24 protein-coding genes and 1 pseudogene are annotated in these 24,911 nt (G+C 71.4%); 9 read left to right on the forward strand and 16 right to left on the reverse strand.

The window, feature by feature from the left end; genetic code table 11:
• Nucleotides 1-24: 24 nt before the first annotated feature.
• From rhaS to E9934_RS12860, 4 genes are read right to left on the reverse strand one after another with little or no spacing between them, the layout of a single operon-like run.
• A complete protein-coding gene (gene rhaS, locus E9934_RS12845) occupies nucleotides 25-1,044 on the reverse strand; it encodes a rhamnose ABC transporter substrate-binding protein (RefSeq protein WP_136563296.1) in 1,020 nt (339 codons plus the stop codon).
• Nucleotides 1,041-2,147 (reverse strand): ABC transporter permease, encoded by a 1,107-nt coding sequence (locus tag E9934_RS12850; protein WP_136563297.1) that lies wholly within the window; start codon nucleotides 2,145-2,147, stop codon nucleotides 1,041-1,043. The genes rhaS and E9934_RS12850 overlap by 4 nt, the downstream gene beginning before the upstream one ends.
• The gene (locus E9934_RS12855) at nucleotides 2,144-3,175 is read right to left on the reverse strand and encodes an ABC transporter permease (RefSeq protein ID WP_136563298.1); all 1,032 of its coding nucleotides are present in this window, start codon (nucleotides 3,173-3,175) and stop codon (nucleotides 2,144-2,146) included. The genes E9934_RS12850 and E9934_RS12855 overlap by 4 nt, the downstream gene beginning before the upstream one ends.
• Nucleotides 3,172-4,740, reverse strand: coding sequence for a sugar ABC transporter ATP-binding protein (locus E9934_RS12860; RefSeq protein ID WP_136563299.1), 1,569 nt, complete (start codon nucleotides 4,738-4,740; stop codon nucleotides 3,172-3,174). Before E9934_RS12860 ends, E9934_RS12855 begins: the two co-directional genes overlap by 4 nt.
• A gap of 162 nt (nucleotides 4,741-4,902) precedes the next feature.
• Here E9934_RS12860 and E9934_RS12865 point away from each other — a divergent pair, with 162 nt between their 5' ends.
• Nucleotides 4,903-5,919 carry a LacI family DNA-binding transcriptional regulator gene (locus E9934_RS12865; protein ID WP_136563300.1) on the forward strand — a complete coding sequence of 339 codons (1,017 nt, stop codon included), beginning with the start codon at nucleotides 4,903-4,905 and terminating at the stop codon, nucleotides 5,917-5,919.
• 243 nt (nucleotides 5,920-6,162) lie between these two features.
• Here E9934_RS12865 and E9934_RS12870 read toward each other — a convergent pair whose 3' ends face one another.
• Nucleotides 6,163-7,308: an acyl-CoA dehydrogenase family protein gene (locus E9934_RS12870; protein WP_136563301.1), complete on the reverse strand. Its 1,146-nt coding sequence runs from the start codon at nucleotides 7,306-7,308 to the stop codon at nucleotides 6,163-6,165.
• A gap of 92 nt (nucleotides 7,309-7,400) precedes the next feature.
• A complete protein-coding gene (locus E9934_RS12875) occupies nucleotides 7,401-9,200 on the reverse strand; it encodes a serine/threonine-protein kinase (RefSeq protein WP_136563302.1) in 1,800 nt (599 codons plus the stop codon).
• A gap of 92 nt (nucleotides 9,201-9,292) precedes the next feature.
• On the opposite strand from E9934_RS12875, the gene E9934_RS19635 reads away from it, so the two are divergent.
• A complete protein-coding gene (locus tag E9934_RS19635; protein WP_158294993.1) occupies nucleotides 9,293-11,491 on the forward strand; it encodes an ATP-binding protein in 2,199 nt (732 codons plus the stop codon).
• On the opposite strand, the gene E9934_RS12885 is transcribed toward E9934_RS19635, so the two are convergent.
• Together E9934_RS12885 and E9934_RS12890 are read right to left on the reverse strand one after the other, a co-directional pair.
• Nucleotides 11,454-12,092 (reverse strand): response regulator, encoded by a 639-nt coding sequence (locus tag E9934_RS12885; protein WP_238694951.1) that lies wholly within the window; start codon nucleotides 12,090-12,092, stop codon nucleotides 11,454-11,456. The genes E9934_RS19635 and E9934_RS12885 overlap by 38 nt on opposite strands.
• Before the next feature lie 86 nt (nucleotides 12,093-12,178).
• Nucleotides 12,179-14,389 carry an MMPL family transporter gene (locus E9934_RS12890; RefSeq protein ID WP_136563304.1) on the reverse strand — a complete coding sequence of 737 codons (2,211 nt, stop codon included), beginning with the start codon at nucleotides 14,387-14,389 and terminating at the stop codon, nucleotides 12,179-12,181.
• A gap of 146 nt (nucleotides 14,390-14,535) precedes the next feature.
• Here E9934_RS12890 and E9934_RS12895 point away from each other — a divergent pair, with 146 nt between their 5' ends.
• A complete protein-coding gene (locus tag E9934_RS12895; RefSeq protein WP_136563305.1) occupies nucleotides 14,536-15,297 on the forward strand; it encodes a TetR/AcrR family transcriptional regulator in 762 nt (253 codons plus the stop codon).
• Nucleotides 15,298-15,481: 184 nt separating this feature from the next.
• On the opposite strand, the gene E9934_RS12900 is transcribed toward E9934_RS12895, so the two are convergent.
• From E9934_RS12900 to E9934_RS12915, 4 genes are all read right to left on the reverse strand, one after another.
• Entirely contained in the window at nucleotides 15,482-16,174 is a 693-nt protein-coding gene (locus E9934_RS12900) for an NAD-dependent deacylase (protein ID WP_136563306.1), read from the reverse strand.
• Between the two features lie 77 nt (nucleotides 16,175-16,251).
• Entirely contained in the window at nucleotides 16,252-16,593 is a 342-nt protein-coding gene (locus E9934_RS12905) for a DUF2200 domain-containing protein (RefSeq protein WP_136563307.1), read from the reverse strand.
• A 35-nt stretch (nucleotides 16,594-16,628) separates the two neighbouring features.
• Nucleotides 16,629-17,558: an oxidoreductase gene (locus E9934_RS12910; protein WP_136563308.1), complete on the reverse strand. Its 930-nt coding sequence runs from the start codon at nucleotides 17,556-17,558 to the stop codon at nucleotides 16,629-16,631.
• A gap of 111 nt (nucleotides 17,559-17,669) precedes the next feature.
• Entirely contained in the window at nucleotides 17,670-18,773 is a 1,104-nt protein-coding gene (locus E9934_RS12915) for a Kelch repeat-containing protein (RefSeq protein ID WP_158294994.1), read from the reverse strand.
• A 16-nt stretch (nucleotides 18,774-18,789) separates the two neighbouring features.
• Between E9934_RS12915 and E9934_RS12920 the strand changes: the two genes are divergently transcribed.
• On the forward strand, nucleotides 18,790-19,191 hold the full coding sequence (locus E9934_RS12920; protein WP_136563310.1) for a PP2C family protein-serine/threonine phosphatase: 402 nt from the start codon (nucleotides 18,790-18,792) through the stop codon (nucleotides 19,189-19,191).
• Between the two features lie 49 nt (nucleotides 19,192-19,240).
• Here the strand turns inward: E9934_RS12920 and E9934_RS12925 are convergent, their stop codons facing one another.
• Nucleotides 19,241-19,684 carry a PA2169 family four-helix-bundle protein gene (locus E9934_RS12925; RefSeq protein ID WP_136563311.1) on the reverse strand — a complete coding sequence of 148 codons (444 nt, stop codon included), beginning with the start codon at nucleotides 19,682-19,684 and terminating at the stop codon, nucleotides 19,241-19,243.
• A 121-nt stretch (nucleotides 19,685-19,805) separates the two neighbouring features.
• Between E9934_RS12925 and E9934_RS12930 the strand changes: the two genes are divergently transcribed.
• The 4 genes and pseudogenes from E9934_RS12930 (at nucleotide 19,806) to E9934_RS20280 (ending at nucleotide 22,127) form a co-directional block, all read left to right on the forward strand.
• Nucleotides 19,806-20,954 carry a serine/threonine-protein kinase gene (locus E9934_RS12930; RefSeq protein WP_136563312.1) on the forward strand — a complete coding sequence of 383 codons (1,149 nt, stop codon included), beginning with the start codon at nucleotides 19,806-19,808 and terminating at the stop codon, nucleotides 20,952-20,954.
• Nucleotides 20,951-21,508 (forward strand): hypothetical protein, encoded by a 558-nt coding sequence (locus E9934_RS12935; RefSeq protein ID WP_136563313.1) that lies wholly within the window; start codon nucleotides 20,951-20,953, stop codon nucleotides 21,506-21,508. Before E9934_RS12930 ends, E9934_RS12935 begins: the two co-directional genes overlap by 4 nt.
• Before the next feature lie 183 nt (nucleotides 21,509-21,691).
• Nucleotides 21,692-21,901: pseudogene (locus E9934_RS20575) on the forward strand (DUF4262 domain-containing protein); the annotation flags it as partial.
• An 82-nt stretch (nucleotides 21,902-21,983) separates the two neighbouring features.
• Nucleotides 21,984-22,127 (forward strand): hypothetical protein, encoded by a 144-nt coding sequence (locus E9934_RS20280; RefSeq protein WP_238694943.1) that lies wholly within the window; start codon nucleotides 21,984-21,986, stop codon nucleotides 22,125-22,127.
• Nucleotides 22,128-22,256: 129 nt separating this feature from the next.
• Here E9934_RS20280 and E9934_RS12945 read toward each other — a convergent pair whose 3' ends face one another.
• Nucleotides 22,257-22,478, reverse strand: a complete 222-nt coding sequence (locus E9934_RS12945) for an addiction module protein (protein WP_238694944.1) — start codon at nucleotides 22,476-22,478, stop codon at nucleotides 22,257-22,259.
• A gap of 186 nt (nucleotides 22,479-22,664) precedes the next feature.
• Nucleotides 22,665-23,609, reverse strand: a complete 945-nt coding sequence (locus tag E9934_RS12950) for a 1,4-dihydroxy-2-naphthoyl-CoA synthase (RefSeq protein WP_136563316.1) — start codon at nucleotides 23,607-23,609, stop codon at nucleotides 22,665-22,667.
• A 66-nt stretch (nucleotides 23,610-23,675) separates the two neighbouring features.
• On the opposite strand from E9934_RS12950, the gene E9934_RS12955 reads away from it, so the two are divergent.
• The gene (locus E9934_RS12955) at nucleotides 23,676-24,122 is read left to right on the forward strand and encodes a nitroreductase family deazaflavin-dependent oxidoreductase (protein ID WP_136563317.1); all 447 of its coding nucleotides are present in this window, start codon (nucleotides 23,676-23,678) and stop codon (nucleotides 24,120-24,122) included.
• Nucleotides 24,123-24,194: 72 nt separating this feature from the next.
• Here the strand turns inward: E9934_RS12955 and E9934_RS12960 are convergent, their stop codons facing one another.
• The gene (locus E9934_RS12960; RefSeq protein WP_136563318.1) at nucleotides 24,195-24,806 is read right to left on the reverse strand and encodes an ACT domain-containing protein; all 612 of its coding nucleotides are present in this window, start codon (nucleotides 24,804-24,806) and stop codon (nucleotides 24,195-24,197) included.
• Nucleotides 24,807-24,911 lie beyond the last annotated feature (105 nt).

Below are 24,911 nucleotides of genomic sequence, written 5' to 3' on the forward strand. Positions count from 1 at the left end.
CTCGCTTCGCTCGGACCTGGCCGATCAGAAGTTGAAGTCGTCGATGTTGTCGGCGTTGTAGCGGAACGGGTCGCCCAGCAGGACGGTGCCGTCGGCGCCGACGGTGAACTCGCCGAGGTCACCGGCCGAGAACGTGTCGCCCTCCTCGCCCGTGATGTCGCCGTCGGCCAGCGCCTTGCCGGCGTACGCCGACAGGAAGCCCAGGTCCTCGGGGTTCCACAGCGCGAACTCGGTGACCGTGCCGTCCTTGACGTAGTCACGCATCTGGTTCGGGGTGCCGAGACCGGTCAGCGCGACCTTGCCCTTGGCGTCCGAGGTCGAGAGGTAGCGCGCCGCGGCGGAGATGCCGACCGTGGTGGGCGAGATGATGCCCTTGAGGTTGGGGTGGTCGGCGAGCAGCGCGGCGGTCTTGTCGAAGGACGTCTGGTCGTCGTCGTCGCCGTAGACGGTGGCGACGAGCTCGATGTCGGGGTGGCTCGCCTCGAGCTCGGCCTCCATCAGCTCGATCCACGCGTTCTGGTTGGTCGCGTTGGCAGCGGCAGACAGGATCGCGATCTCACCGGAGTCGCCGATCTGCTCGGCGATCATGTCGACCTGCACCTTGGCGATGCCCTCGGCGGTGGCCTGGTTGATGAACAGGTCGCGGCACTCGGGGTTGGTGTCGGAGTCGAAGGTGACGACCTTGGTGCCGGCCTCGCGGGCGGCGTTGAGCGAGTCGCAGAGAGCGTCGGGGTCGTTGGCCGAGACCACGAGGACGTTGACGCCCTGGGCCGCAGCGGTGTCGATGTAGCTGACCTGCGCGTCGGGGCCCGCGGTGTCGGGGCCGACCTCGTCGTAGACGCCGCCGAACTCCTTGACGGCCTTCTCGCCGCCCGCGTCGCTGGTCTCGAAGTAGGGGTTGCCGAGGTTCTTCGGCAGGAAGGTGACCGTGGTCCCGTCGCCGTCGCCCGAGCCGCCGTCGTCGCTCCCACAGGCCGCAAGCCCGACCGAGGCGACCAGCGCCAGGGCGGCACCGGCAGCGAACCGCTTGGTGTTGATCCTCATTGAACTACCTTTCGGGTGTCGTCGCCGGGGGTCGGCGTCGGTGGAGTGGTGGTCGACCGCGCCGCGGTCTTCACCGCCCGTCGCGGGAGCAAGGCCCGGACCCGCGACAGGTTGCTGGAGGCGATCACCGAGCCGACCAGGAGCAGGCCGATGATGATCTGGATGACCTCCGAGCCCTGCCCGTCGAGCTGGAGCGCGGAGTTGAGGACAGCGATGAGCAGCACCCCGGCGACCACGCCGTGGAGGGCGCCGCGTCCGCCGAAGATCGAGACGCCGCCGAGCAGGACGCCGGCGATGACCTTGAGCTCGAAGCCCGCGCCGGTGTCGGTGGCGACGGAGTTGGCCTTGAGGGCGACGTAGACGCCGGCCAGGGCGGCAACGGCTCCGCTCAGCGTGAAGAGCACCAGCTTGGTCCGCGCGACGTTGACGCCGGAGAAGTGGGCCGCCTCGTCGCTGAGGCCGATCTCGAAGACGCCGCGGCCGAAGGTGGTGAAGTGGAGCAGGACCGCGAACACCACGACGAGGACGACCACCGGGATCACGATGTTGGGGTACTGCGTCTCGCCGATCCGCTCGGTCGGCCAGTCCTGCCAGGTGTCGGGGAAGCCGGCGATCCGCTTGTCCTGGATCAGCCCCTCGGCGAGGCCGCGATAGAGCGCCAGGGTGCCGATCGTGACGGCCAGCGACGGCAGTCCGACGTAGGCGACGAAGAAGCCGTTGAGCGCACCGAGGACCGCGCCGACGACGACGGCGAGGACGGCGGCCGTCGGCACGCTCAGGTCGTGCTCGATGACCAGGACCCCGGTCACCGCGGCGCTCACGCCGAGCGTGCTGGCGACCGACAGGTCGATCTCGCCGGTGATGATGATGAGCGTCATCGGCAGCGCCATCATGAGGATGGGCGCGTACTCCTTCGACAGGTTGAACAGCGTGAGCGGCCCGTCGAAGAACTGGATGTTGCCCAGGGCGTAGAGATAGACGACCACGAGGGCCACCACGATCGCCATCTCGCGGGTCATCAGGACCCGGAGCGCGACGTTGCGGGAGTACGACGAGTAGGTCCGCGCCGGGGCGCCGGCGGATCCGTCGGTCTGGGTGCTCATGCGTGGTCCCTCGCTTCCAGCAGCCGGTGCTGACGTCGGATGCTGAGCACCCGGTCCAGGACGATCGAGCCGATGATCAGCAGGCCGACGACGGCGCCCTGCCAGAACTCGCTGATGCCGAGGATCGGAAGTGCCCGGTTGATGGTGACGAGCAGGAACGCTCCGATCGCGGCACCCCACACGGTGCCGCTGCCGCCGAAGATCGCGACGCCGCCGATGACGACGGCCGCGACCGCCTGCAGCTCGATGTCCTTGCCGGTGCCGGAGAAGGCCGTGGCGTAGCGGGCGGTGGAGAACACGCCGGCGAGACCGGCCAGGGCACCGCAGAGGACGAACGCGCCGAAGACCCGTCGGGCGGCCGGGAGGCCGTAGAGGACCGCGGCGTCGGGGTCGGAGCCGATGGCATAGAGCTCGCGGCCGCCTCGTGCGGTGTGCAGGTAGTAGCCGACGACGGCGACCACCACGAGCGCGATGATCGTGAGGACGGGGATCGTCAGGACCTGCTGGGTGCCGAGCTTCTCGAAGTGCGCCGGGAAGTCCTGGGCGTTGATGCGCTCGCTCCCGACCTCATGGGTGAGCGCCCCGCGCAGGACGTACATCATGCCCAGGGTGATCACCAGCGACGGGACGTTGAACACGGTCACCAGGAGCCCGTTGATCGCACCGACCACGGCGCCGACGGCGATCCCCGCCGCGAACACGACGAAGACCGACGTGTCGGGGTTGGCGACGAAGATCTTGCCGACCACATAGGCAGAGATCCCGAGCGTCGAGCCGATCGAGAGGTCGACGTTGCGCGTCACCACCACGACCATCTGGCCGACGGCGAGCACCAGCAGGATCGACGGGGCGAGCAGCGTGTCGCGCCATCCGTCGGCGCTGAACACGAAGGAGCTACGCCGGGCGGTGGCGAAGAGGACGATGGCGACCAGCACGATCACGATCGCCAGCTCGCGCGAGCGCAGCACCGTGCGGAGGACGCGGACGCCGGCGCTCTCGGTGGGCCGGGTGGGGGCCAGGGTGGTCATGCGACCGGCTCCTTGTCGCTCGATGCGGTCGGGGCGGGCGGCGTCGTGGCGGCCGAGCGGGTCGCCGCGGCCATCACGAGCTCCGGCGTCGCCTCCTCGCGCGGGATGTCGGCGGTGATCCGCCCCTCGCAGACGACCAGCACGCGGTCAGCCATGCCGAGGACCTCGGGCAGCTCGGAGGAGATCATCAGGATCGCCAGCCCCTCGCCGGCGAGGTCGGAGAGCAGGCGGTGGACCTCGGACTTGGTGCCCACGTCGATGCCGCGGGTCGGCTCGTCGATGATCAGCAGGCGCGGCTCGGTGGCCAGCCACTTCGCGAGCACGACCTTCTGCTGGTTGCCACCGCTCATGGTGGCCGCGCGCATGTCGAGGGCGCTGGTCTTGACCTGCAGCGTGCTGGCCCACGGGGCGGCCGCCCGGTTCTCGGCACGGCTCGTGAGGAGGCCCCCCAGGGAGAGACGGCGCCGGATGATCGAGGCGATGTTGCGGGCGACCGATCCCTCGATCACCAGGCCCTGCTGGCGCCGGTCCTCCGGCACGAAGGCGATGCCGGCGCGGATGGCGCGGCGCGGGCGACGCGCGGCGATGGGCCGGCCGTCGACGGAGACCGAGCCCTCGTCGTAGGCGTCGACGCCGAAGATCGCCCGGGCGATCTCACTGCGTCCGGCGCCCACCAGGCCGGCCAGTCCGACGATCTCGCCGGACCGCACCTGGAAGGAGATGTCGTGGAACTCGCCGGCCGCGCTCAGACCCTGGACGTCGAGGACGACGTCGCCGATCGTGGCGGCGGTCTTGGGGAAGAGCTCGGCGACCTCGCGGCCGACCATCCGGGACACGATCTCGGACTCCGTGGTCTCGGCGACCCGGCTGGTGGACACGTAGGCGCCGTCGCGCATCACCGTCACCGTGTCGCACAGGTCGAAGACCTCGTCGAAGCGGTGGGAGATGAAGACCAGTGCCCGTCCCTCGTCGCGCAGGCTGCGCGCGACGGCGAACAGGCGCTGCACCTCGACACCCGAGAGCGCGGCGGTGGGCTCGTCCATGACGAGCAGGGCGGCGTCGAGCGAGATGGCCTTGGCGATCTCGATGATCTGCTGGTCGGCGATCGAGAGCCCGCGGGCCTCACGGCGCGGGTCGAGCGACACCCCGAGCCGGGCGAAGAGCGCCTCGGAGTCGGCGTGCATCCGCGCGCGGTCGATCCGCCGTCCGCGCCCGAGGGGCTGGCGGCCCATGAAGATGTTCTCGGCGACCGAGAGGTCGGGGAACAGCGTCGGCTCCTGGTAGATGACCGCGACGCCGGCTGCCTTGGACTCGGCGGTCGACCCGAAGTCGACGGCGTCGCCGAGCAGCTCGAAGACGCCCGCGTCACGGCGGTGGACGCCGGCGATGATCTTGACGAGCGTCGACTTGCCGGCGCCGTTTTCACCCACCAGAGCGTGGATCGATCCGGGCGCGACCTCGAGGGTCCCCGACTTCAGCGCCTGCACCGCACCGAAGGACTTGGCGACGTCGCGCAGCGCCAGGGTCAGCGGTGCGGCCGCGTCCCGGGGGGCTGAAGTCGTCATCTCACTCCTCTTGCTCACGTCGTGATTGAAAGGATTCAATCAGCCGAGTGGAACGACGGTAAGTGGCCACGGTCACAGCCGTCAACCCCGCCGCGACACTTTCTTGAAACGAATCAATAACTCTGCGGCAACCCCTAGGCTTGGCTCGGCGCAAGGAGGAACATGAGCGAGTCGCACCGGACGACGGTCTCCGTCAAGGACGTCGCCGCCGCTGCCGGCGTCTCGGTCGGCACCGTGTCCAACGTCCTCAACCGGCCGGAGAAGGTCTCCCCGGCCACGCTCGACCACGTCCAGGCGACCATCGCGCGACTGGGCTTCGTCCGCAACGACGCCGCCCGTCAGCTGCGGGCCGGCAGCAACCGGTCGATCGGCATGATCGTGCTCGACATCCGCAACCCCTTCTTCACCGACGTGGCCCGTGGCGTCGAGGACCGACTCACCGCCCACCGTCGCCCTCTCATCCTGGGCAGCTCCGGCCAGGACGCGAGCCGCGAGTCGACGTACCTCGACCTCTTCGAGCAGCAGCGGGTGAGTGGTCTCCTGATCACCCCCGTCGGCAAGGTCCTGCCCCGCCTCCGGCGACTCCGCGAGCGCGGCACCGCCGTCGTCGTGGTCGACCGTCGCACGGGATCGCGCGAGTTCTCCTCGGTGTCGGTCGACGACGTCCGCGGCGGACGGCTCGCCGGCCAGCACCTCGCCGCCGTCGGGCGACGGCGGATCGCCTTCGTGGGTGGGCCGGCCGACCTCACCCAGGTCCGCCACCGCCTGCGCGGGCTGCAGGAGTCGGTGCCCGCCGACGGCAGCCCGGTGCGGCACGTCGAGACGGCCGCGATGGACGCCGACGCCGGCCGTCGGGCCGCGGAGTCACTGCTCACCCTGCCCGCACCCGAGCGACCGGATGCGATCTTCGGCGCCAACGACCTCGTCGCCCTCGGCGTCCTGCAGGCCCTGACCCTCGCCGGGGTGCGGGTGCCCGACGACGTCGCCATCGTCGGCTACGACGACATCGACTTCGCCGCCTCCGCCGCGATCCCCCTCACCTCGGTCCGGCAGCCGCGCGACGAGATGGGCGCCGTCGCCACCGACCTGCTCCTCGCCGCCATCGACGACCCCGCGGCCCGGGTGCGCGACATCGTGCTCGAGCCCGAGCTCGTCGTACGCCGCTCCACGGGCGGCTGACCCGTCCGGTCATCGGGCTCGGCGCGGGGTGGCTGGCGCGCCGAGGGCATGTAACACGTTGTTGAGCCACCTCCGGTGCCCGTGCCGGATGTACACGACCCGTGCGGCGGCCGAATTCCACGACACGGGTCGTGAAGGTCGGCCAACAACGTGTTACAGCGCCCCCAGCCGCCACCCACCCCACCCGCGCAAAATGAGACCGGCCGCCTCCACGGGGGAGACGGCCGGTTCGAGCAGGCTGGATCACAGCCCCAGATCGCGGCCGATGAGCTCCTTCATGATCTCGTTGGAGCCGGCCCAGATCTTGGTGACCCGGGCGTCGCGCCAGGCGCGGGCGACACGGTATTCGTTCATGAAGCCGTAGCCGCCGTGCAGCTGGACGCAGTGGTCGAGGACCTCGGACTGCACCTGCGAGGAGAACCACTTGGCCTTGGCGGCGTCGATCGCGGTCAGCGTCTTCTGCGAGTGGTTGAGGACGCACTTGTCGATGTAGGCCTCGGCGGCCTCGATCCGGGTGACCAGGTCGGCCAGCAGGAACTTGTTGTGCTGGAAGGTGCCGATCGGGACGCCGAAGGCGTTGCGCTCCTTGGCGTAGTCGATGGTCTCGAGCAGGATCTGCTTGGCGTGGGCGATGTTGGCGACCGCGCAGCCGAGCCGCTCCTGCGGGAGCTTCTGCATCATGTGGATGAAGCCCATGTTGAGCTCGCCGATGATCTCGGCGTCGGTGAGGCGGACGTTCTCGAAGAACAACTCGGCGGTGTCGGACTCCTCCATGCCGACCTTGTCGAGCTTGCGGCCGCGGGAGAAGCCCTCGGCGGTGGCCTCGATGCCGAAGAGGGTGATGCCCTTGGGGCCCTTCTCCGGGTCGGTGCGCACGGCGGTGACGAACAGGTCGCCGGAGTAGCCGTTGGTGATGAAGGTCTTGGAGCCGTTGATGACCCAGGAGTCGCCGTCGCGGACCGCGGTGGTCTTCAGGGCGGCGAGGTCGGAGCCGCCGGACGGCTCGGTCATGCCGATGCCGAGGACGATCTCGCCGGACGCGACGCCGGGGAGCCAGCGCTGCTTCTGCTCCTCGGTGCCGAGCTCGACGATGTAGGGGGCGGTGATGTCGGCATGGATGCCGTGGCAGGTCGGGTACGCCGCGCCGACCTTGGCGAGCTCCTCCTGGAGGACGGCGTTGAACCGGAAGTCGCCGGCGTCGGAGCCGCCGTACTCCTCGGGGACGCAGAGGCCGAGCAGGCCCTGCTTGCCCGCCTCGAGCCAGAACTCGCGCGGCAGCGCCTTGGCGGCGATGTGCTCCTCGACGTGCGGGAGCACCGATCGGTCCACGAACTCCTTGACGGATGCGCGGAAGGCCTCGTGGTCGTCGTCGTAGATCTCACGCTTCATGGACCCGATATTACTCGCGAGTCACTTGGGTGTCGTTGTCGTCGGGCACAACGATTCGCCGCGCTGTTGGTGGCGAGCGGCCGGAGGGCCGGTCAGCCGCTCGGTTGGTAGTCGTCGAGGTCGAAGATCTCGTCCTCGGGCGGCGCGGTGATCTCGACGGGCACGTCGAAGGCGGAGAACTCGAAGGTGTCGAGCGCGCTCTCCTCGATGCGCATCACGTAGTGCGGCTCAGCGGTCCGGACGAAGACCACCTCGCGCTGGTCGCCCTCGGTCTGCTCGATCTTGACGGTGCGCTCGCCACCGACCTCCGCCTCCCCGAGGCTGGTCGTGTCGGCATCCTCCCGCCCGTCGCGCTCGAGGAACTCGTCGAGGTCACAGAAGGCCTCGGTGCTCTCACGCAGCGAGTTCTCCATCACCCAGCGGTCACGGAGGATGTCGTGGGTCGCCTCGCTGGCGCCGGCTGCCGTCCAGTACGCCGCGTCCGCGCGGATGTAGACGTCGTCGGAGACCCGCAGCAGCTCGGCCACTCCCCCGGACTCGCCCGACGTCATGGTGCCCTTGCAGTCGCCGCGGGTCGTGGCGACGACGTCGACGATGAGCCGGTCCTGCCCGTCCTCGAACTGTCCGCGGATCCGGGCCGTCCTCACGACCGCCATCGCGCCCTCCGACGCGCGCAGGATGTCCTGGGGGTCCATCGCGAGGAAGTCCTCCTCCGCGGTCGTGGCCGGCTGCTCCGGATCGTCCGGCTGGTCCTCGGCGGTGACGACCGCGGCCGCGATCCCCACCCCCAGCGCGGTGAGCGCTGCGGCACCCGCCATCCACCACCACTTCCGGGAGGTACGACGCCCGGCCGGCGTCGCGCCGGACAGGAATCCGGGCGACGTCGGAGCGGGTGTCGGCGACGGCGTCGCAGCGGGTGTCGGAGAGGCCGGGTTGATCCCACCCGGCGTCGGCGACCACGGCACCGGCGGCCGGGTGCCGGGGCCGGTCGGCCGCGGCCGGAGTGCCGTCGCAGCGGGCTCGACCGCCGCGGCGGTGGCGGGCAGCCGCAGCGCCGCCTGCAGGTCGGCCCTCATCTCCGCGGCGCTCTGGTAGCGCTCGGCGGCCTCCTTGGCCATCGCCGTGCGCAGGATCCGGTTGGCCGCGTTGACCATCGGGCTGGTGCCGGGCAGCTGCGGCACCGGCTCGCGGACATGGGCCGCGACGAGCTGGTACTCCGAGACGCCCTGGTAGGGCGGGCGGCCGGTCAGCGCGACCCAGAGCACGCAGCCGAGGGCATAGATGTCAGTCGTCGGGCCGGCCACGGCGCCACCGTGCAGCTCGGGCGCCATGTAGGAGGGCGTCCCGGCGGTCGACGAGGTCAGCCGGGTCGCGGCGGCGTTGATCCGGCGGGCGATCCCGAAGTCGGCGAGATAGGCGCGCAGCGCGCCGGGCCGGCGTCGTACGAGCACGTTGCCGGGCTTGATGTCGCGATGCACCAGCCCGGCGTCGTGCGCGTCGGCGAGGCCGCTCGCGACCTGCTCGATGATCTCGAGGGCCTGGGCGACCGGGAGCGTCCCGGAGCCGCGGATCAGCTGGCCGAGGTCGCCGCCGGGGATCAACTGGCTGGCGATGTAGAGGTTGCCGTCCTCCTCGCCGTGGGCATAGACCGCGACGACGTGGGCCGACTCCAGCGAGGCCTGGGCGCGCGCCTCGCGGGTGAACCGCTCGCGGAAGTCGGCGTCGTGGGCGAGGTGGGGCGAGATGACCTTCAGCGCCACCTCGCGACCGAGGTTCTCCTCCATCGCGCGATAGACCACACCCATCCCGCCCTGGCCGAGCTGCTCCACGATGAGGAACCGCCCGATCCGGGCGCCCGGTGCGGGATCGCCGGGAGCCGAGGGAGGGTGCACGCCCTCTGTTCTACCCGACAACGGTGACGAATGCGTGGCCTGCTCGCCGGCGAAACCCGTCGGTGCGGCCGAGCACGTCCTACGATCGCGCCATGGCGTGGGGAGCGGGCGTGACCACCAGCCCACGGCCGCTCCGTCTGCGCCAGCTCACGGGGGCCGTCGAGCGCGGTCTGCAGCTGGCCGTCGGCCTGGTCCTCCTGGTGTCGGTGAGCGCGTTCGCCCTGTCCTACGCCCAGTGGTCGTCGTACGACGGCCAGCGGGCCGTGTTGGCGATCACGATCGTGCTCGCGGTGGGTCTGGCCGGGATGCACTGCGTGCAGCGCCGCCCTCGTGGGTGGGACCTCGCCGCATGCCAGGTGGCGATGATCGGCGGCGTGCTGTTGCGGGGCGACGTGACTCCGGAGCCCGGCACGTCGGAGTCACCCGTGATCCACCTGATGGCGCCGATGCTGATGCTGGTGCTGCGCCCGGGGCAGCGGCCGGTCGCGGCGATGGTCGCGACGACCGTGGCGTTCATCGGAGCCCGCTGGGCCATCGGCGGCGAGGACAGCCTGCTCGCCGCCGCCCAGGAGACGCCGGCGGTCCTGGGCGCGGGGCTCGCGGTCCTCTATCTCGCGAGCCGGATCCGAGCCGCCGCCCGCGCGGCCGAGCAGACCCTCCGGGATCGGCGCGACGCCCACGTGGCCCGGCTCTCGGCCGCGGAGGTCGACGCGGTGGCGTTCATGCACGACGACCTGATCCCGACGCTGCTCGCCGTGGCGTCGATCCCCGACGATCCGGTCACGCTGACCGCCGTCGGACATGCTCTCGAGCGGATCGAGGAACGGCCGCCGGGGCCGGCGCCGCGCGACCTCGCGGTCGCGCTGCGGGCCGTGTGCGAGCGGGAGGGCCTGATCGCGGTCTTCGACATCAGCGGCGTGCGCTGGAGCCTGCCCGAGGGCGTGGGCGACGCCCTGCTGGGCGCGGCCGGCGAGGCCCTGCGCAACGTGGCGCGGCACAGCGGCCAGCAACGGGTGGAGGTCACGGTCCACCGTCGTCCCGGCAGCATCATGATCCGCATCGCCGACCCGGGGGTCGGGTTCGAGGCCGGTCCCGGGGTCGGGCTCCGGGTCGCGGTGACCGAGCGGGTCGCGGCGGTCGGCGGCGTCGCCCGGGTCCACAGCGTGCCGGGCGACGGGTCCACCGTGGAGCTGACCTGGCGCAGCCGGCGACTGGCACGACTGCTCGGGCTCACCGACGACCGCGAGCAGCTCATCCGCGCGGCCATCCCCCAGCCGGGCCGCGTGGCCGCGGCCGCGGGATCGATCTTCGGGCTCGGATACGGCGGGCTGGCCGCCCAGGTCGCCCTCGACACCGGTCCCCAGCCGTGGTGCTGGGCCGGCGCCGGCGTCGCGATCGCCCTCGCCGGCGTGGTGGTGGCCCGGATGGGGCGCCGCACGGTCCCCGTCGTGGTGCAGGTGGCCGTCGCCCTGCTGACGGCCACGATGCTGGCCGTCGCACTGCCCACCGTCTCCGACGGGGGGCTGCGGGGCACGGGCGCCTGGCTGGTCGGCTTCAGCGCCCTGCCGCTGATCGCGCTGGCCTGGGTGACCCCGATCCGGATGATGGTGCTCCTCCTCGCGCCGTCGACGGTCGTGACGGCGGTCGTGGGCCTCGGGACCGACCTGGCCACGGCCGACGTGCTCCACCTGGTGCTGCCGCAGCCGCTGACCGTCCTGTTCGTCTCCGTCCTCGCCGCCACCTGTCTGCACACCGGCAGCGAGCTGGTCGACGTCGACGCAGCGCCGGAGCCCGACTGGAGCTCCTCGCTGGATGCCCAGCTGGGCGCGTTGATCGTGCCGGTGCGGCAGATGCTGCGGCGAGCCGCCGCGCGACAGCTCCTCCCGACCGATGCCGGTGAGGCGACCCTCCTCGCCCGCTCCGTGCGCGACTGCCTCTATCTGCCGGGCGTCGAGCATGCCGACCTGCGGGCCGAGCTCGCTGCGCTGCGCGGCTCAGGTGCGCGCGTGGAGGTGATCTTCGCCGACCGTCCCGTCGGCACGCGGACGCTCGCCAACGCCCTCGCCGCCCTGAGCGGCGCAGGATGTCAGCAGGTCACGATCTCCGGCGGCGACGACGAGGTGCGGGTCGTGGTGGTGCCGGGCCTCGTCGGGGACGACGCGGCCCGGGTCACACGATCGATCTCGATCTCGTGGCAGACGCTGCTCGAGCCGGAGGCGACGGTGCTGACCGGTCCCCCCGACCTGGCGCGCGTCATTCGTCGAGGTGCCCGTCGGCCCGCGCCCGGCTGATGAGGCCGTGCACGTTGCCGGTGTCGACCCCGCCGTCGCGGTAGGACCGTGCGGCGCGCGCCAGGTGCTCGCGCACCGTCACCTCGCTGATCCCGAGGTCGCGGGCGACGAGGCGATAGGGCAGCCCGGTGCTCACGGCCTGGAGGATCTCGATCTGCCGGGTCGACAGCCGGGTGGCGAGGGTCTCGTCGGTCAGCAGCATCGCTGCCAGCTGGCTGGAGCAGGCGAGCTCACCCGCGACGACGTCGCGGATCGCCTGGGCGATCGTCTCGATCGGGTCGACCTTGAGCACCAGCCCGGCAGCGCCTGCTGCGATCGCGCGGCGGACCGGGACGGGCCGCTCCTCCGCCGTGAACAGCAGGACGACGAGCCCGTTCTCGATCAGCCGCGCCACGGCCACCTCGACCGGCGCCTGCTCGGGGATCCTCATGTCGAGGAGGACGACGTCGAGCCCCGCCTCCTGCCCCGCAGCCTTCTCCAGCAGCTCGTCGACGGAGCCCGCGATCGCCACCAGCGACATGTCCGGCGCAGCCTGCGCCAGCGCAGCAGCCACCCCGGCCAGCACCACGGGGTGGTCGTCGATCGCCCCGACGCGGATCATCGTTCCCACACCCAGCAGTATGCCGACACCGGCGCCCTCGGCACGGCCGTTCGGCAGAACTCGTGCCGGCCCCGGGCCCGGGGAGGTCAGGCCCCGGCCGGCACCCGGCCGGTGGCATCTCCGTCGAGGTCGCCGTCGAGGTCGCCGTCGCGGGGTGCGACCTCGCCGGCGGCCGGCTTCTCGTCGTACTCGTCGCGGAAGCCGTAGCGCTCCCACCAGCGCGCGAGCGGGGCGGGCGCCCACCAGTTCCAGCGCCCCAGGAGCTTCATGGTGGCGGGCACGAGGAGCGCCCGGACGACGGTGGCGTCGATGATGATCGCCACGAGCATGCCGATACCCATCATCTTCATGAACACCACGCCGCTGAGGCTGAAGGCGCCGATCACGACGCCGAGGAGCAGCGCGGCGCTGGTGATGATCCGGCCGGTCTTCTGCACCCCGGTCTGCACGGCGAGGTCGTTGTCGCCGGTGGCGTCCCACTGCTCGCGCACCCGCGAGAGGAGAAAGACCTCGTAGTCCATCGACAGCCCGAAGAGGATCGCCAGCATGACGATCGGGTTGGTGAGGTCGAGGAAGCCCTGCGGGGTGAAGCCCAGCAGGTCGGCGAGGTGGCCGTCGCTGAAGATCCAGGTGACGACCCCGAACGAGGCGGTGATCGAGAAGGCGTTCATCAGCACCGCCTTCAGCGGCAGCACCAGTGAGCCGAACGCGAGGAAGAGCAGCACCAGCATAACGCTGATGACGATCACCCCCATCAGGGGCAGGTGGTTGCCGATCGAGTCGGCGAGGTCGACGGTGTCCGCCGTCAGGCCACCGACGAGTGCCTCGCCGCCGGCCGGGGTGTCGATCGCGCGGAGGTCCTCGACGACCTGCTTCGAGGCCTCCGACTGGCTGTTGCCCTCCCACGACACCCGCAGCAGCGTGGTGTCGCCCTCGGCGGTGACGGGGCTGACGTCCACAACGCCGCCGACGCCCCGCAGGGACTCGGTGTAGCCCGCCAGATCAGCCTCGTCGGCGCCGGTCACCAGGACGTTGGCGGTCGACCGCTCGGGGCCGAACTCGGTGCTGAGCCGGTCGGAGGCGACGTGCGAGGGCGTGTCGGAGGGCAGCACGCGGTAGTCGACGCTGCCCCACTTCACGCCGAGGAACGGCGCGGCGATGGCGAGGAGGCCCACCACGACGACGGTGGCGACGAGGATCGGGCGGCGCATGACGCCGCGGGCCAGGCGGGCCCAGGCGCCGTGGTCGGTCTCGACCGCGCGCGACTGCTTGAGGAAGGGGATCCGCCCGGCGTCGATCCGCCGGCCGAGCAGGGCCAGCGTCGCGGGGAGCACGGTGAGCGCCGCGACCATCGCGATGAGCACCGCGGCGATGCCGCCGTAGCCGATGGACTTGAGGAAGGTCTGCGGGAAGACGAGCAGCGAGCTCATAGCCGCGGCGACGGTCAGCGCGGAGAACGCGACGGTGCGACCGGCGGTGCCCATGGTGCGCACCAGCGCCCGTCGTACGTCGTCGGGCGTGGCCGCGATCTCCTCGCGGAAGCGCGAGACGATGAACAGCGCGTAGTCGATCGCGAGCCCGAGGCCGAGCAGGGTGATGATGTTGGGCGCGAAGATCGACACCTCGGTGAGCTCGTTGAGGCCGGCCATCATGGCCCGGGCGCCGATGACCGCGACGATCCCGACGAGCAGGGGCATCAGCGCGGCGACCACGCTGCGGAAGATGATGAGCGAGAGCAGCAGCACCACGGGGAGCGAGACGAGCTCGGCGAGGAGCAGGTCCTCCTTGGTCTCGTGGTTGACGTCGACATAGACGGCGTAGGGGCCGGCGAAGGCGGTCTCGAGGTCGCTCTCGGCGATGACCGGCTCCATCCGCTCGTAGGAGTCGCCGAAGTCGTTCTGGATCTCACCGGCGAGCGAGACGTAGACCAGCGCGGAGTGGCCGTCGTCGCTGACCATCGCGGGGTCCTGGGTGTCGTACCACGCCTGGGTCGCGACGACGGTGTCCTCCGGGACCGCCGCGAAGGCCTCCTCGACCTCGGCGCGGAAGGCCGGGTCGGACGCCTGGAGGTCGTCGCTGGTGAAGATGACGATGGCATCGACCGTGCGGTTGCCGAAGGTCTCCCGCTCGAGGGCGAGCTCCTCCGCGGCCTCACTGCCCGGGTCGTCGAACCCACCGGCGGAGAGCTTGTCCTCCAGGCCGATGCCCGCGACCGCGGCGAGTGCGGTGACGAACAGTCCGACCAGCACCACGACCAGCGACCGTCGGACGATCATTGCGCCCCATCGCTCCAGCATGTCCACTCCTGGGAAGTCCTCGACGACGCTAGGGTGAAGCACCGTCAGTTTGGTTTACGCCGTTAACGGTAAACGGTGTAAACTGATCTCGTCAACCGACGATCCCGTCACATCCCGTCACATCCGTCGAGCACCAAGGAGTACGCGTGGGCCTCGTCCGCACGCCAGCCACCCGGCGCGAGCGCCAGCGCGAGGCGACGTACGACGAGATCGTGAGCGTCGCGGCGCAGCTGCTCGCCGACGGCGAGGACCTGTCCCTGCGTGCCGTCGCCGGGCGGATGGGGATGACCGCTCCCGCGCTCTATCGCTACGTCGCCAACTACCAGCAGCTCATCGACCTCGTCGCCTTCGAGCTCGACAAGGCGGCCACCGCCGAGTGGGCCGCGGCCGCCGAGCGCTTTCCCGCCGAGGACCCCGCCGCCCGGCTGAGCGTCGCCTGTGCCCGCTTCCGGCAGTGGGCCCTCGCGCGACCGCGGGAGTTCGCGCTGATCTTCGCCAACCCGATCGCCGAGGAGGACACCGAGCGGCGCGAGCTGCTCACCGTCTCGACGTCGGGCCGCTATCTGACCGACCTGCTCTGGCAGGTCTGGGGGCAGACGAAGTTCCCCTACCCCCGCCTCGAGGAGCTCCACCCCACCGTGCGCGAGGCCGTCCTCGACCCGCTGATCCCCGCGGAGTCCGGCCACATCCCCGCCGAGGAGCGGGGCATCCTGTGGATCTACATGCGCGCCTGGTCCGCGCTCTACGGCGTGGTCACCCTCGAGTCGACCGGCCACTGCGACCCCCGCGTGATCGCGTCCGGCCAGCTCTTCCGCTCCACGATGCTCGACTGGCTCGGCGTCATCGGCCTCGACGACCAGAGGGAGCGGCTCAGCGCGATCCTCGACGAGGAGCTGGCGGCGGACTGAGGTCGGGGCCGGACCGGGGACGCGCTGTAACACGCTGTTCGCGGATGTAACACGCTGTCCGCCGCTCTTCGGTGCCTGTGTCGGCATTTCATCGCCGAATGGATCGATCCAATCAACGTGGGCAACGTGTTACATGCGTACGCCGGCCCGCAGCCCGCCCACGCGGACCGACCGCGAAACGGGCTCAGCCCCAGAGCACCTCGCGCACCCACCGCGGCACGAGCTCGCCGGCCTTGCCCTGCCGGGCCTCGTGGAAGAACACCGAGCCCTCGGAGGGCTCCAGGTTGAGCTCGAGGGTCTTCGCACCGTGGCGGCGGGCGTGCTGCACGAAGCCGGCGGCGGGATAAACCGCGCCCGACGTACCGATAGAGACGAAGAGGCTGGCGTCGGTCAGAGCATCGGTGATGCGGTCCATCTCGTAGGGGACCTCGCCGAACCAGACCACGTCGGGACGCAGGTCCGCGACGCCGCAGCCGGGGCAGTCGGGCTCGGCCTCGAGGGCGGCGTCCCACGGCGAGGCGACGCCACAGGCACGGCACAGCGCCTTGCGGAGCTCGCCGTGCATGTGGACGACGTTCTTCGACCCCGCCCGCTCGTGCAGGTCGTCGATGTTCTGGGTGACCACGAGCAGGGCGTCGCCGAGGGTCTCCTCGAGCTCGGCCAGCGCCCGGTGAGCGGCGTTGGGCTCGACGGTCGCCAGAGCCGCGCGGCGCTCGTCATAGAAACGCTGCACGGTGGCGCGATCGCGCGCGAACCCCTCCGGCGTCGCGACGTCTTCGACGTGGTGGCCCTCCCAGAGCCCGTCGGCATCCCGGAAGGTCGCGATCCCGCTCTCGGCGGAGATCCCGGCACCGGTGAGGACGACGATCTGGGGCACGCTCGGAGGCTACCCGCTGCCGGCGTGACGGGCGCCACGTGTCCAGCCCACCGGGCCACGCAGAGCCTGGCCGCCGGTCAGCCGCGCAGCACCTTCTCCATCGCCCTGCCCTTCGCCAGCTCGTCCACGAGCTTGTCGAGATAGCGGATCTGCTGCATGAGCGGGTCCTCGATCTCCTGGACCTTCACCCCACAGACGCTGCCGGTGATGAGCCCGACGTGGGGGTTGAGGTCGGCGGCGGCGAAGAAGTCGGCGAACGTGGTGCGCTCCGCGAGCTGCCGGTCCAGCGTGGCCTGGTCGAAGCCGGTCAGCCACCGGATCACCTCGTCGACCTCCGCCTTGGTGCGGCCCTTCTTCTCCGCCTTCGTGACGTAGTGCGGATAGACGTCGGCGACGGCGGTGGTGAAGATCCGGTGCACGGGGCCAGTGAAGCAGAGCCACCGACCGCGTGGCGTCAGCCGCCGAGGTCGAAGGCGACGCCCGTCAGCTCCTCGCTGCGCTCCCAGAGCCGCTCGGCGAGCTGCTCGTCGCGCGCCCGCGGGTGGAGGGCGGCCGGTCCCGCCGGCCCCCGCCAGCCACGGAAGCGACGAGGCCCGCGCCGGAAGTGCTGGGGCCCGCTGTACGTCGCCGGGCCGGCCACGGCTGCGGCGTACAACGTCGGCGCGGCGCCGGCCTCCGCCGACTGCAGCAGGACGCGGAGGCCCAGCTCGACGACCGGCGTCGGCACCGCCTTGAAGAAGCGGCGGGCGCCCACCCCGTCGGGGTCGGTGGCGAGTCCGGTGGCGGCGACGCCCGGGTGGGCGGCATTGGAGACGAGGGTCCGCCCGGCCCGGTCCGCGCGCCGCTGCAGCTCGAAGGCGAAGAGCAGGTTGGCGAGCTTGGAGTTGCCGTAGGCCACCATCGGTTCGTACGACGCCTCCGGGTTGCCGTCCACCACGCTGTCGCGTCCGTAGACATGGGCGAGGCTCGACACGGTCACGACACGTGGCGCGGGGGCGGCGAGCAGGTGCGGCAGCAGCCGCCCCGTGAGGGCGAAGTGCCCCAAGTGGTTGGTGCCGAACTGCAGTTCGTGGCCGTCGGCCGTCGCCCGCCAGGCCGGCGGCGTCATCAGGCCGGCGTTGTTGACCAGGAGGTCGAGCGGGCCCTCCCAGTGCTCCGCGAACGCGGCGACGCTGTCCAGCGAGGCCAGGTCGAGCTGCTCGAAGCGGCCACCGATCGCGGAGGCGGTGGCCCGGCCGGCGTCGGCCTTGCGGCAGGCCAGCACCACGTCGGCGCCGTGCGCGGCCAGCTCACGGGCGGCGTGGAGGCCGATGCCGGAGTTGGCGCCGGTCACGACCGCGGTGGTGCCGGTCAGGTCGGGGAGGTCGGCAGGCGTCCAGGTCATCGCGGTCCCTCTCGTGTGCGCTCCTCCGCCCGTCGGCCGGTTGGCCGGTCGGCTCGCGGAGGCGTCACGCCAAGGTAGCGACGGATGCTGCTGGGCGGAGCCCTGCCCAGATCACCGGGGCTGGCGCGGGACCCAGACCAGGCCGTCGCCGGTCGGCTCCGAGGAGGTCACGGAGGGCACGCCACCCCACAGGATCAGGCGATCGCCGGCCCAGGCGACCAGGTGGTAGTACTCGTGCCCGGGACAGGAGGGCACCTCCAGCGCATCGGCTGGCTGACTCGAGACCAGCCGATCGCCAGCGGTGATCCACGACGGCCCTGCGGAGGCTGCGCCGAGCCGGCATTCGCCATTCCCGGGCTCTCCCGATGCCAGCTCGTGCCAGGTGTCGGCCGTCGGGTCGTAGGCCCAGTTCCGCGCGGCCGGGTCACGGTTCTCGGCCGCGACGAGCAGGTCGCCCTGCGGGACCAGCCACTGCTGCTGGGTCATGTCGGGCGTCTCGGCGTCGACCACCCGCCAGTGCCCGTCCTCGAGCACCGCGAGTCGTGAAGGACTGCCCTCATGGGCGTCGAAGTGGTGCTCGACGTCCATCGACAGCAGCCACAACCGGCCGTCGAGCCACGCCATGCTCCGGTCGTAGGACTCCCCGAAGGGGTCGGCCGGCAGGGTCACCCACGTGCCCGTCGCGGTGTCGAAGCGATGGTCGGTCGGGCCGTCGCCGCGGCTGCTGTAGGAGAACCGGACGACGTCGTCCCCGGCGGGGACGAGGCCACCCCCGTCGACGTACCCGGGGACGCGCGGGCCGCGGGACCACACACCGTTCGCCGGGTCGAGGAGGAAGGTCGCCGACCTGGACGTGACGAAGAGCGCCCGACTCCCCAGCCACACGCCGAGGCCGGACGCGAAGGCCCGCGGTGCGGGCGGAAGCTCGCGCCACGTGTCGGTCTCCGGGTCGTAGGCCGCTGCTGCGTTCGAGCTCCGCCCCGCGCTGGCGCAGTCGGCGGCGGGCGGGCACACCGGTTGCGCCTCACCACCCGCGACGACGAGCTCCTCGCCGGTCCACACCGCCACCGCGTTGGCGCGGCCGCCCAGCGGGGACTCGGCGATCGGCTGCCAGCCGTCCGTCGACGGCAGGGGCGTCGAGCCACTGGCACGGTCCACCGGGTCATCGGCTGGGTGCGCACCGCAGCCGACCAGCAGCAGGGCGGGCAACGACAACAGCAGCCTTCGGACCATGTCCGTTACGACGACAGGAGTCGCCGGGCGGTTCCCTGCCCCCGCCGACCACCATCGGCCACACCCGCCGCCCCTGGTGGTCGGCGCCGATGGCTCCGCCGACTTCGTGCCCGTCCCTACCGGCCGCCCGCTGGGCACCGGAGCCGACACCTACGAGGCGACGACCCTGACGCTGCCACCCGGCGCCACCCTGCTGTGCTTCACCGACGGTCTCGTCGAGCGGCGCACCGAGGACATCGACGCCGGGCTGGCCCGGCTCGCCAGCGTCGCCGGCAGCGGCGGCATCGGCGCAGGGCCCCTGGAGCCCACCCTGGACGGCCTGCTCGACCGCATGCGCGACCCGGACCGCCAGGACGACATCGCGGTGCTGGCACTGCGTCGTGCCGACTCTGCGGACTGACCTGCCGCCCCCCGCAGGCCAGTCCGCCGATCGGATCGCCGGTGGCGCGTCAGTCGACGCCCTGCAGCGCGGCGACCTCGTCCCGGGCCGCGACGACGGCGGCGTGCTGTCGGGTGACGACCTCCCGGAAGCCGGCGCTGAGGTCGCTGCCGAGTGCCTTCTCGTACTCGGAGACCGCGTGGTTCTCCCCGGTGACGCAGGCGCCCAGCACGCTGCCCGCGTCGTCGCCGGTCAGGGCATCCTTGAGCGCGATCCATCCTCGGTGGAGGGCAGCGGCCGCGGTCCCGCTCTGGTCGACGTCCTCGTCGTAACGGTGGCCCAGGTCGACGATCTCCTGGCGGAAGGCCGACCGCTGCTCCGAGAACCGCTGCAGCGTCGTGGCCCAGTCGGCGCGGTCGCTGCTCCTCAGCTTCTCGGCCGCGCTGGCGTAGCCGCGCTCGCCGTCGCGGAGGGTCTCCACCAGTTCCTTGGCTGCACTGTTGTCCTCGGTCATCGATCCGCTCCTTCGTCCGTGCGCTCGTCGTTCCGCGGCCTCGGTGCCGCACCCGACAGGTACCCCGGTGCTCCCGGGGCAACAGGGGCCTGACGCGCGGACGTGTGGGTAACGGGCAGACATGGACAATGAGCCGGCGCCTGTCCTCGATGACCGCTACCGGCTGCTCGACGAGCTCGGCCATGGCGGGATGTCCGACGTCTACCGGGCGAATGACGAGGTCCTCCAGCGCGAGGTGGCCGTCAAGGTGCTGCGCGAGGTGGAGGACCCGACGCTGCACGCACGCTTCATCGCCGAGGCCAAGTTGCTGGCGGGGCTCAACCACCCCGGGCTCGTCACGCTGCTGGACGCGGGCATCCGCTCCGACCGGCCCTACCTCGTGATGACCCTGGCCGAAGGGCCGACCCTCAGCGCGCGGCTGAGCGCAGGCGCGCTGCCCCCGACGGCGGTCGCTGACATCGGCACCCAGGTCGCCGCGGCGCTCGCGTACGCCCACCGCGAGGGCGTGACCCACCGCGACGTCAAGCCGAGCAACGTCCTGCTGTGCGACGACTCCCGGGCGCTGCTCTCCGACTTCGGGATCGCCCGGCTCACCGGCGATCTCGAGCAGCACACCCGCACCGGCGAGACGATCGGCTCCCCGGCCTACCTCGCGCCGGAGCAAGCCGCCGGAGAGCCGATCACACCAGCCGCGGATGTGTACTCCCTCGGCCTCGTGCTGCTCGAGGCACTCACCGGCGAGCGGGCGTTCCCCGGCCCGCCGGTGGAGGCCGCCGTACGACGCCTCATCGCTCCTCCGGTGCTGCCCACGTCGCTCCCGGACCCGTGGCACGAGCTGCTGGAGCGAATGCTGGCGCGGGAGCCGGAGGCCCGGCCGGCCGCGGGTGACGTCGCCGTGGCGCTGGCCGCCCTCGGCGATGGTCCCGGGACGGGGACGGCGGAGCGGGCCTATCCGCCGCTCGCACGAGTGCAGGATCAGGACCGTCGCTACGACGCCGAGGGCACCGGCACGCTCGCCGTCGCGCCGACAACGCCCTCGGACGACGCCATGGAACCCGTGGAGCCTGCTGCCCCGACGCGCCGGCAGGGTCGACCGTGGCTCAGGGCCGCTGCGGCGGCGGTGGCGCTCCTCGTCGTCGGGCTGGTCGTGCTCCTCACCCTGCACGACCCCGAGCCGGTGCCACAGCGCTCGGAGGTCCCGGCGGAGGTGCCCGCGCGTTACCAGGCGCCACTGCAGGAGCTGCACGACGCGATCGAGGGCCCGCGATGACCGGCCGGCTCCGCACGGCCGTTGGCGCGGTCGCGACCCTGATCTCGGTGGTGCTCGGCGGGTGCGGGTCGACGGATGAGGGGACGCGGTCGGCGGCCGACGACGTCCCGGCGCTGCGCGCCGCACTGGGCGAGATCGACGCTGTGATGGTGGAGCGGGACCACGGCGAGGCCCGGCGCCTGCTGCGGCAGCTGATCGCCGACGTACGGCGCGCACAGGCGGCCGGGGAGCTCGATGACGCGGTGGCTGCCGACATCGTCGCCGCGGCACGGCGGCTGCTGGCCGAGCTTGCCGATCGCACCCAACCCTCGGACGGGGCGGCAACGACGCCCACGGAGGGCGTCACCGACGACACCTCCGCGCCCTCCGACACGCACACTGAGCGCGCGAGCTCGGAGTCGACTCCTCAGCCCACCCGCCAGGCCACCGAGGAGCCGACCGCGACTCCCTCCGATCCCGTCAGCCCCTCGAGCCCGGCCCCTACCCCGGAGCCCACGCCCGAAGTGCCCGAGGCCTCCAAGCCGGCTGCGTCGGCGATCACCGCGAGTCCGTAGGGCCAGGAGCGATCCACGGGCCCCGGCACGCGTGGACCGACCGGCATCGCCTGTGGACGAAGCGGTCGCGATGTCGGGGGTCGCAGCGAGGCTCCTTCGCATCCATCACCCACGAGGATGCGAGGACCACCAATGTGCTGGAAGTGCGACCACCCGCAAGCGACCGACGAGGACTACCTCGGCATGATCCAGGGCCACATCGAGGCCCGCGACTACTTCATCCAGGGGGTCGAGGCGGATCGCTGGCGACCGGGCTTCACCTACACCGTCGGGCTGACCCTTCACGGTCATCCGGAACTGCTGGTGACCGGGTTGCCCCACCGCACGTCGGTGCGACTCCTCGACGGCATCGCCCACCAGTTGGTCCGGCACGGGGCGGAGCCCTACCGTGCCGGCGACCTGCAGTCCTGGCCCGTCGGCGTCGACGATTCGCTGCCCCGCGACCGCACGGCCGCCGAGTGGCACCATGGACAGCATGACCCAGGAAAGCGACTTCACCGTGCTGCCCGAGCAGGTGCCGCTCGACCAGACGGTGACCAGCGCGGACGAGCGCCCGGTGCGAGATCCCGCAGGCGATCGCAACCAGGCGCTGTGGGAGGCACAGGAGGCCGGCGGCTGACTTCCGCCTGCTGAACCGGCGGCGCGTTGGTCCTCGACGAGTTCCGACGACTCTGCTGCCACGTTGTTGCCACGCATCCGTCAGCGCGGAACTCGGCCTGAGCCTCCGGATGCCAACTGACGTTCAACGTCAGGTTTGCTGGCGCGTAGCGTGGCGAGCGGCGCGATCTTCTGCCAGCTTGGCCATGACCTCAGCGTGCGGAATGGTCTGAATCTTGCCGCTGAAGAAGTCATCGATGCGTGACCCGATCTCGACCGTCCAGGCTTCGTGGACCGCGTCATCGTCGGCGACCTCAAGGGATTCGAGTAGCCGAAGCGCCACGTCCTTGCGCACCGAAGGAGGCAGGTTCATCGCCGCCTCGTAGAACTCCGATGCGCTTAGCCACATGCGCTCAGCGACGCGCGGAACGGCGCACCCGGAGTCAGCTCTCAACCGCCTTCAACCTGAAGGAAGGTCGACCTCGTCGACGCACGAGCGCCGGCTGCCCGCAGCATCCACCCGACCTGCGGTTTCGACAGGCTCGACCACCGATGACGATCAGTAGTACCAGGGGTACGGCGACCAGTCCGGCTCGCGCTTCTCGAGGAACTGGTCGCGACCCTCCTGCGCCTCGTCGGTCATGTAGGCGAGGCGGGTGGTCTCGCCGGCGAAGAGCTGCTGACCGACGAGGCCGTCGTCGAGGAGGTTGAAGGAGTACTTCAGCATCCGCTGCGCGGTCGGGGACTTGCCGTTGATGAGGCGGCCCCACTCCAGGGCGGTCGCCTCGAGCTCGGCGTGCGGGACGGCGCGGTTGGCCGCCCCCATGCGGACGGCGTCGTCGGCGTCGTACTCCTCACCGAGGAAGAAGATCTCGCGGGCGAACTTCTGGCCGACCTGGCGGGCGAGGTACGCCGAGCCGTAGCCGCCGTCGAAAGAGCCGACGTCGGCGTCGGTCTGCTTGAACTTCGCGTGTTCCTGGGAGGCGAGGGCGAGGTCGCAGGTGACGAAGAGGCTGTGACCGCCGCCGGCCGCCCAGCCGGGGACGACGCAGATGACGACCTTGGGCATGAAGCGGATGAGCCGCTGGCACTCGAGGATGTGGAGGCGGGCGAGCTTGGCCTTGTCGATGACGCTCGGCTCCTCGGCGCCGGTGTCGGCGGACCCGATCTCCTTGTCCTCGTACTGATAGCCGGCACGGCCGCGGATGCGCTGGTCGCCGCCGGTGCAGAAGGACCACTTGCCGTTCTTGGCGCTCGGACCGTTGCCGGTGAGCAGGACGCAGCCGACGTCGGCGGACTGGCGCGCGTGCTCGAGGGTCCGCAGCAGCTCGTCGACCGTGTGCGGCCGGAAGGCGTTGAGCACGTCGGGCCGGTCGAACGCGATCCGGACCGTGCCGTGCGCCTTGGCGCGGTGGTAGGTCAGGTCCGTCAGGTCGTCGAACCCGGGGACGACGTCCCACTGGCTCGCGTCGAACGTCTCGCTCACGCCCTCGATCGCACTCATGGGTCGAACGCTAGTGGCCATCTAGTGGCTCTGGAATACCGGACGGTCGCGTGGTCTTGTGGAGACATGACACTTGAAGGCGAGTACGAGCCGAGCCAGTGGGAGTGGGTCCGCAACCAGGTCGAGAAGTACGAGGCCTCGGGCGGCCGCGAGGCCAACACCCTCCAGGGGTCGAAGGACCCCATCGTCGTCATCACCTCCGTCGGCGCCAGCTCCGGCAAGCTGCGCAAGAACCCGGTGATGCGCGTGGAGAAGGAGGGCACCTACGTCGCCGTCGCGTCGAAGGGCGGCGCCGACGAGAACCCTGCGTGGTATGCCAACTTCGTCGCCCACCCGCTCATCGACCTGCAGGACGGGCCGGAGGCGAAGCCCTACCGGGCGCGCCTCGTCGGGGGTGACGAGCGCAGCAAGTGGTGGGCGCACGCCGTGGCGACGTGGCCGACCTATGCGTCGTACCAGGAAAAGACGAAGCGCGAGATCCCGGTCTTCGTGCTGGAGCCGGTCAACGGCTGACTCCCCTCACGGAGTCCCACCTCGTGCCGCGCGGAGTCCCACTTCGCGCCGCGCGGAGTCCCACTTCGTGGGTCAGGCGGTGGCGATCGAGTTGGCGAGGCCGCAGAGGTGGCCGAGGCGGGCGATCTCCGAGTCGGCGAACTCCGGGCCGCCACGACGTCCGATGACGACGATCTCGTTGCCGTCGAGGCGCGCCGCGGCATAGAGCGTGATCTCGTCCTCGGGGACCTCGAGCCGGACCGGGCCCTCCTCGAGCTCCACGAACTCGAGGTCGTCGGGGGCGGCCGAGGTGCCCAGGACGACACCCTTGGCACGGTGGACGCGGGCGGCCCAGTCGACGCGGAAGGTCGCAGGCAGCAGGTTGACGAGCTTCTCGAAGGCGTCGGCCGGTGAGGCGGTCAGCTCCTCGACGGCCTCGAGGTCGAGGGTCAGGTTGCCGCCGGCCGGGTAGCGGCTGATCCACAGCACCTCGACCCCGTCGAGCGCGCTGCAGGCCGAGACCACCGAGTCCGGCATCGTGCCCTCGGCGACCTCGAGCAGCACGTCGTCGACCGCGGTGCCGTCGTCGCGCTTCTCGACGATCTCGATCGCCTCGATGTCGCCGCCGGCCATACCGATCGCGGTCGCGACCCGACCCAGCGAACCGGGGATGTCGGGCAGGTGGACGCGCAGGAGGAAGGGCACGTGCTCGACCCTAACCCGGCTCCGTTTCGCCGCGATTGCGGACCCGCGAGGCGGTACGACGACTCCCGCGCGTTCCATCGGACCGACCTCCCGACGAGATCGCGC

The sequence above is a fragment of the Nocardioides caeni genome, assembly GCF_004912195.1.
GTDB classification, from domain to species: Bacteria; Actinomycetota; Actinomycetes; order Propionibacteriales; family Nocardioidaceae; genus Nocardioides; species Nocardioides caeni.

What these genes read in the sequence shown, in the direction of transcription:
- rhaS (WP_136563296.1), bottom strand. Translation starts at nt 1,044, where the DNA reads ATGAGGATCAACACCAAGCGGTTCGCTGCCGGTGCCGCCCTGGCGCTG.
- E9934_RS12850 (WP_136563297.1), bottom strand. Translation starts at nt 2,147, where the DNA reads ATGAGCACCCAGACCGACGGATCCGCCGGCGCCCCGGCGCGGACCTAC.
- E9934_RS12855 (WP_136563298.1), bottom strand. Translation starts at nt 3,175, where the DNA reads ATGACCACCCTGGCCCCCACCCGGCCCACCGAGAGCGCCGGCGTCCGC.
- E9934_RS12860 (WP_136563299.1), bottom strand. Translation starts at nt 4,740, where the DNA reads ATGACGACTTCAGCCCCCCGGGACGCGGCCGCACCGCTGACCCTGGCG.
- E9934_RS12865 (WP_136563300.1), top strand. Translation starts at nt 4,903, where the DNA reads ATGAGCGAGTCGCACCGGACGACGGTCTCCGTCAAGGACGTCGCCGCC.
- E9934_RS12870 (WP_136563301.1), bottom strand. Translation starts at nt 7,308, where the DNA reads ATGAAGCGTGAGATCTACGACGACGACCACGAGGCCTTCCGCGCATCC.
- E9934_RS19635 (WP_158294993.1), top strand. Translation starts at nt 9,293, where the DNA reads ATGGCGTGGGGAGCGGGCGTGACCACCAGCCCACGGCCGCTCCGTCTG.
- E9934_RS12885 (WP_238694951.1), bottom strand. Translation starts at nt 12,092, where the DNA reads ATGATCCGCGTCGGGGCGATCGACGACCACCCCGTGGTGCTGGCCGGG.
- E9934_RS12890 (WP_136563304.1), bottom strand. Translation starts at nt 14,389, where the DNA reads ATGCTGGAGCGATGGGGCGCAATGATCGTCCGACGGTCGCTGGTCGTG.
- E9934_RS12910 (WP_136563308.1), bottom strand. Translation starts at nt 17,558, where the DNA reads ATGACCTGGACGCCTGCCGACCTCCCCGACCTGACCGGCACCACCGCG.
- E9934_RS12920 (WP_136563310.1), top strand. Translation starts at nt 18,790, where the DNA reads ATGTCCGTTACGACGACAGGAGTCGCCGGGCGGTTCCCTGCCCCCGCC.
- E9934_RS12925 (WP_136563311.1), bottom strand. Translation starts at nt 19,684, where the DNA reads ATGACCGAGGACAACAGTGCAGCCAAGGAACTGGTGGAGACCCTCCGC.
- E9934_RS12930 (WP_136563312.1), top strand. Translation starts at nt 19,806, where the DNA reads ATGGACAATGAGCCGGCGCCTGTCCTCGATGACCGCTACCGGCTGCTC.
- E9934_RS12935 (WP_136563313.1), top strand. Translation starts at nt 20,951, where the DNA reads ATGACCGGCCGGCTCCGCACGGCCGTTGGCGCGGTCGCGACCCTGATC.
- E9934_RS20280 (WP_238694943.1), top strand. Translation starts at nt 21,984, where the DNA reads ATGACCCAGGAAAGCGACTTCACCGTGCTGCCCGAGCAGGTGCCGCTC.
- E9934_RS12945 (WP_238694944.1), bottom strand. Translation starts at nt 22,478, where the DNA reads ATGAACCTGCCTCCTTCGGTGCGCAAGGACGTGGCGCTTCGGCTACTC.
- E9934_RS12950 (WP_136563316.1), bottom strand. Translation starts at nt 23,609, where the DNA reads ATGAGTGCGATCGAGGGCGTGAGCGAGACGTTCGACGCGAGCCAGTGG.
- E9934_RS12955 (WP_136563317.1), top strand. Translation starts at nt 23,676, where the DNA reads ATGACACTTGAAGGCGAGTACGAGCCGAGCCAGTGGGAGTGGGTCCGC.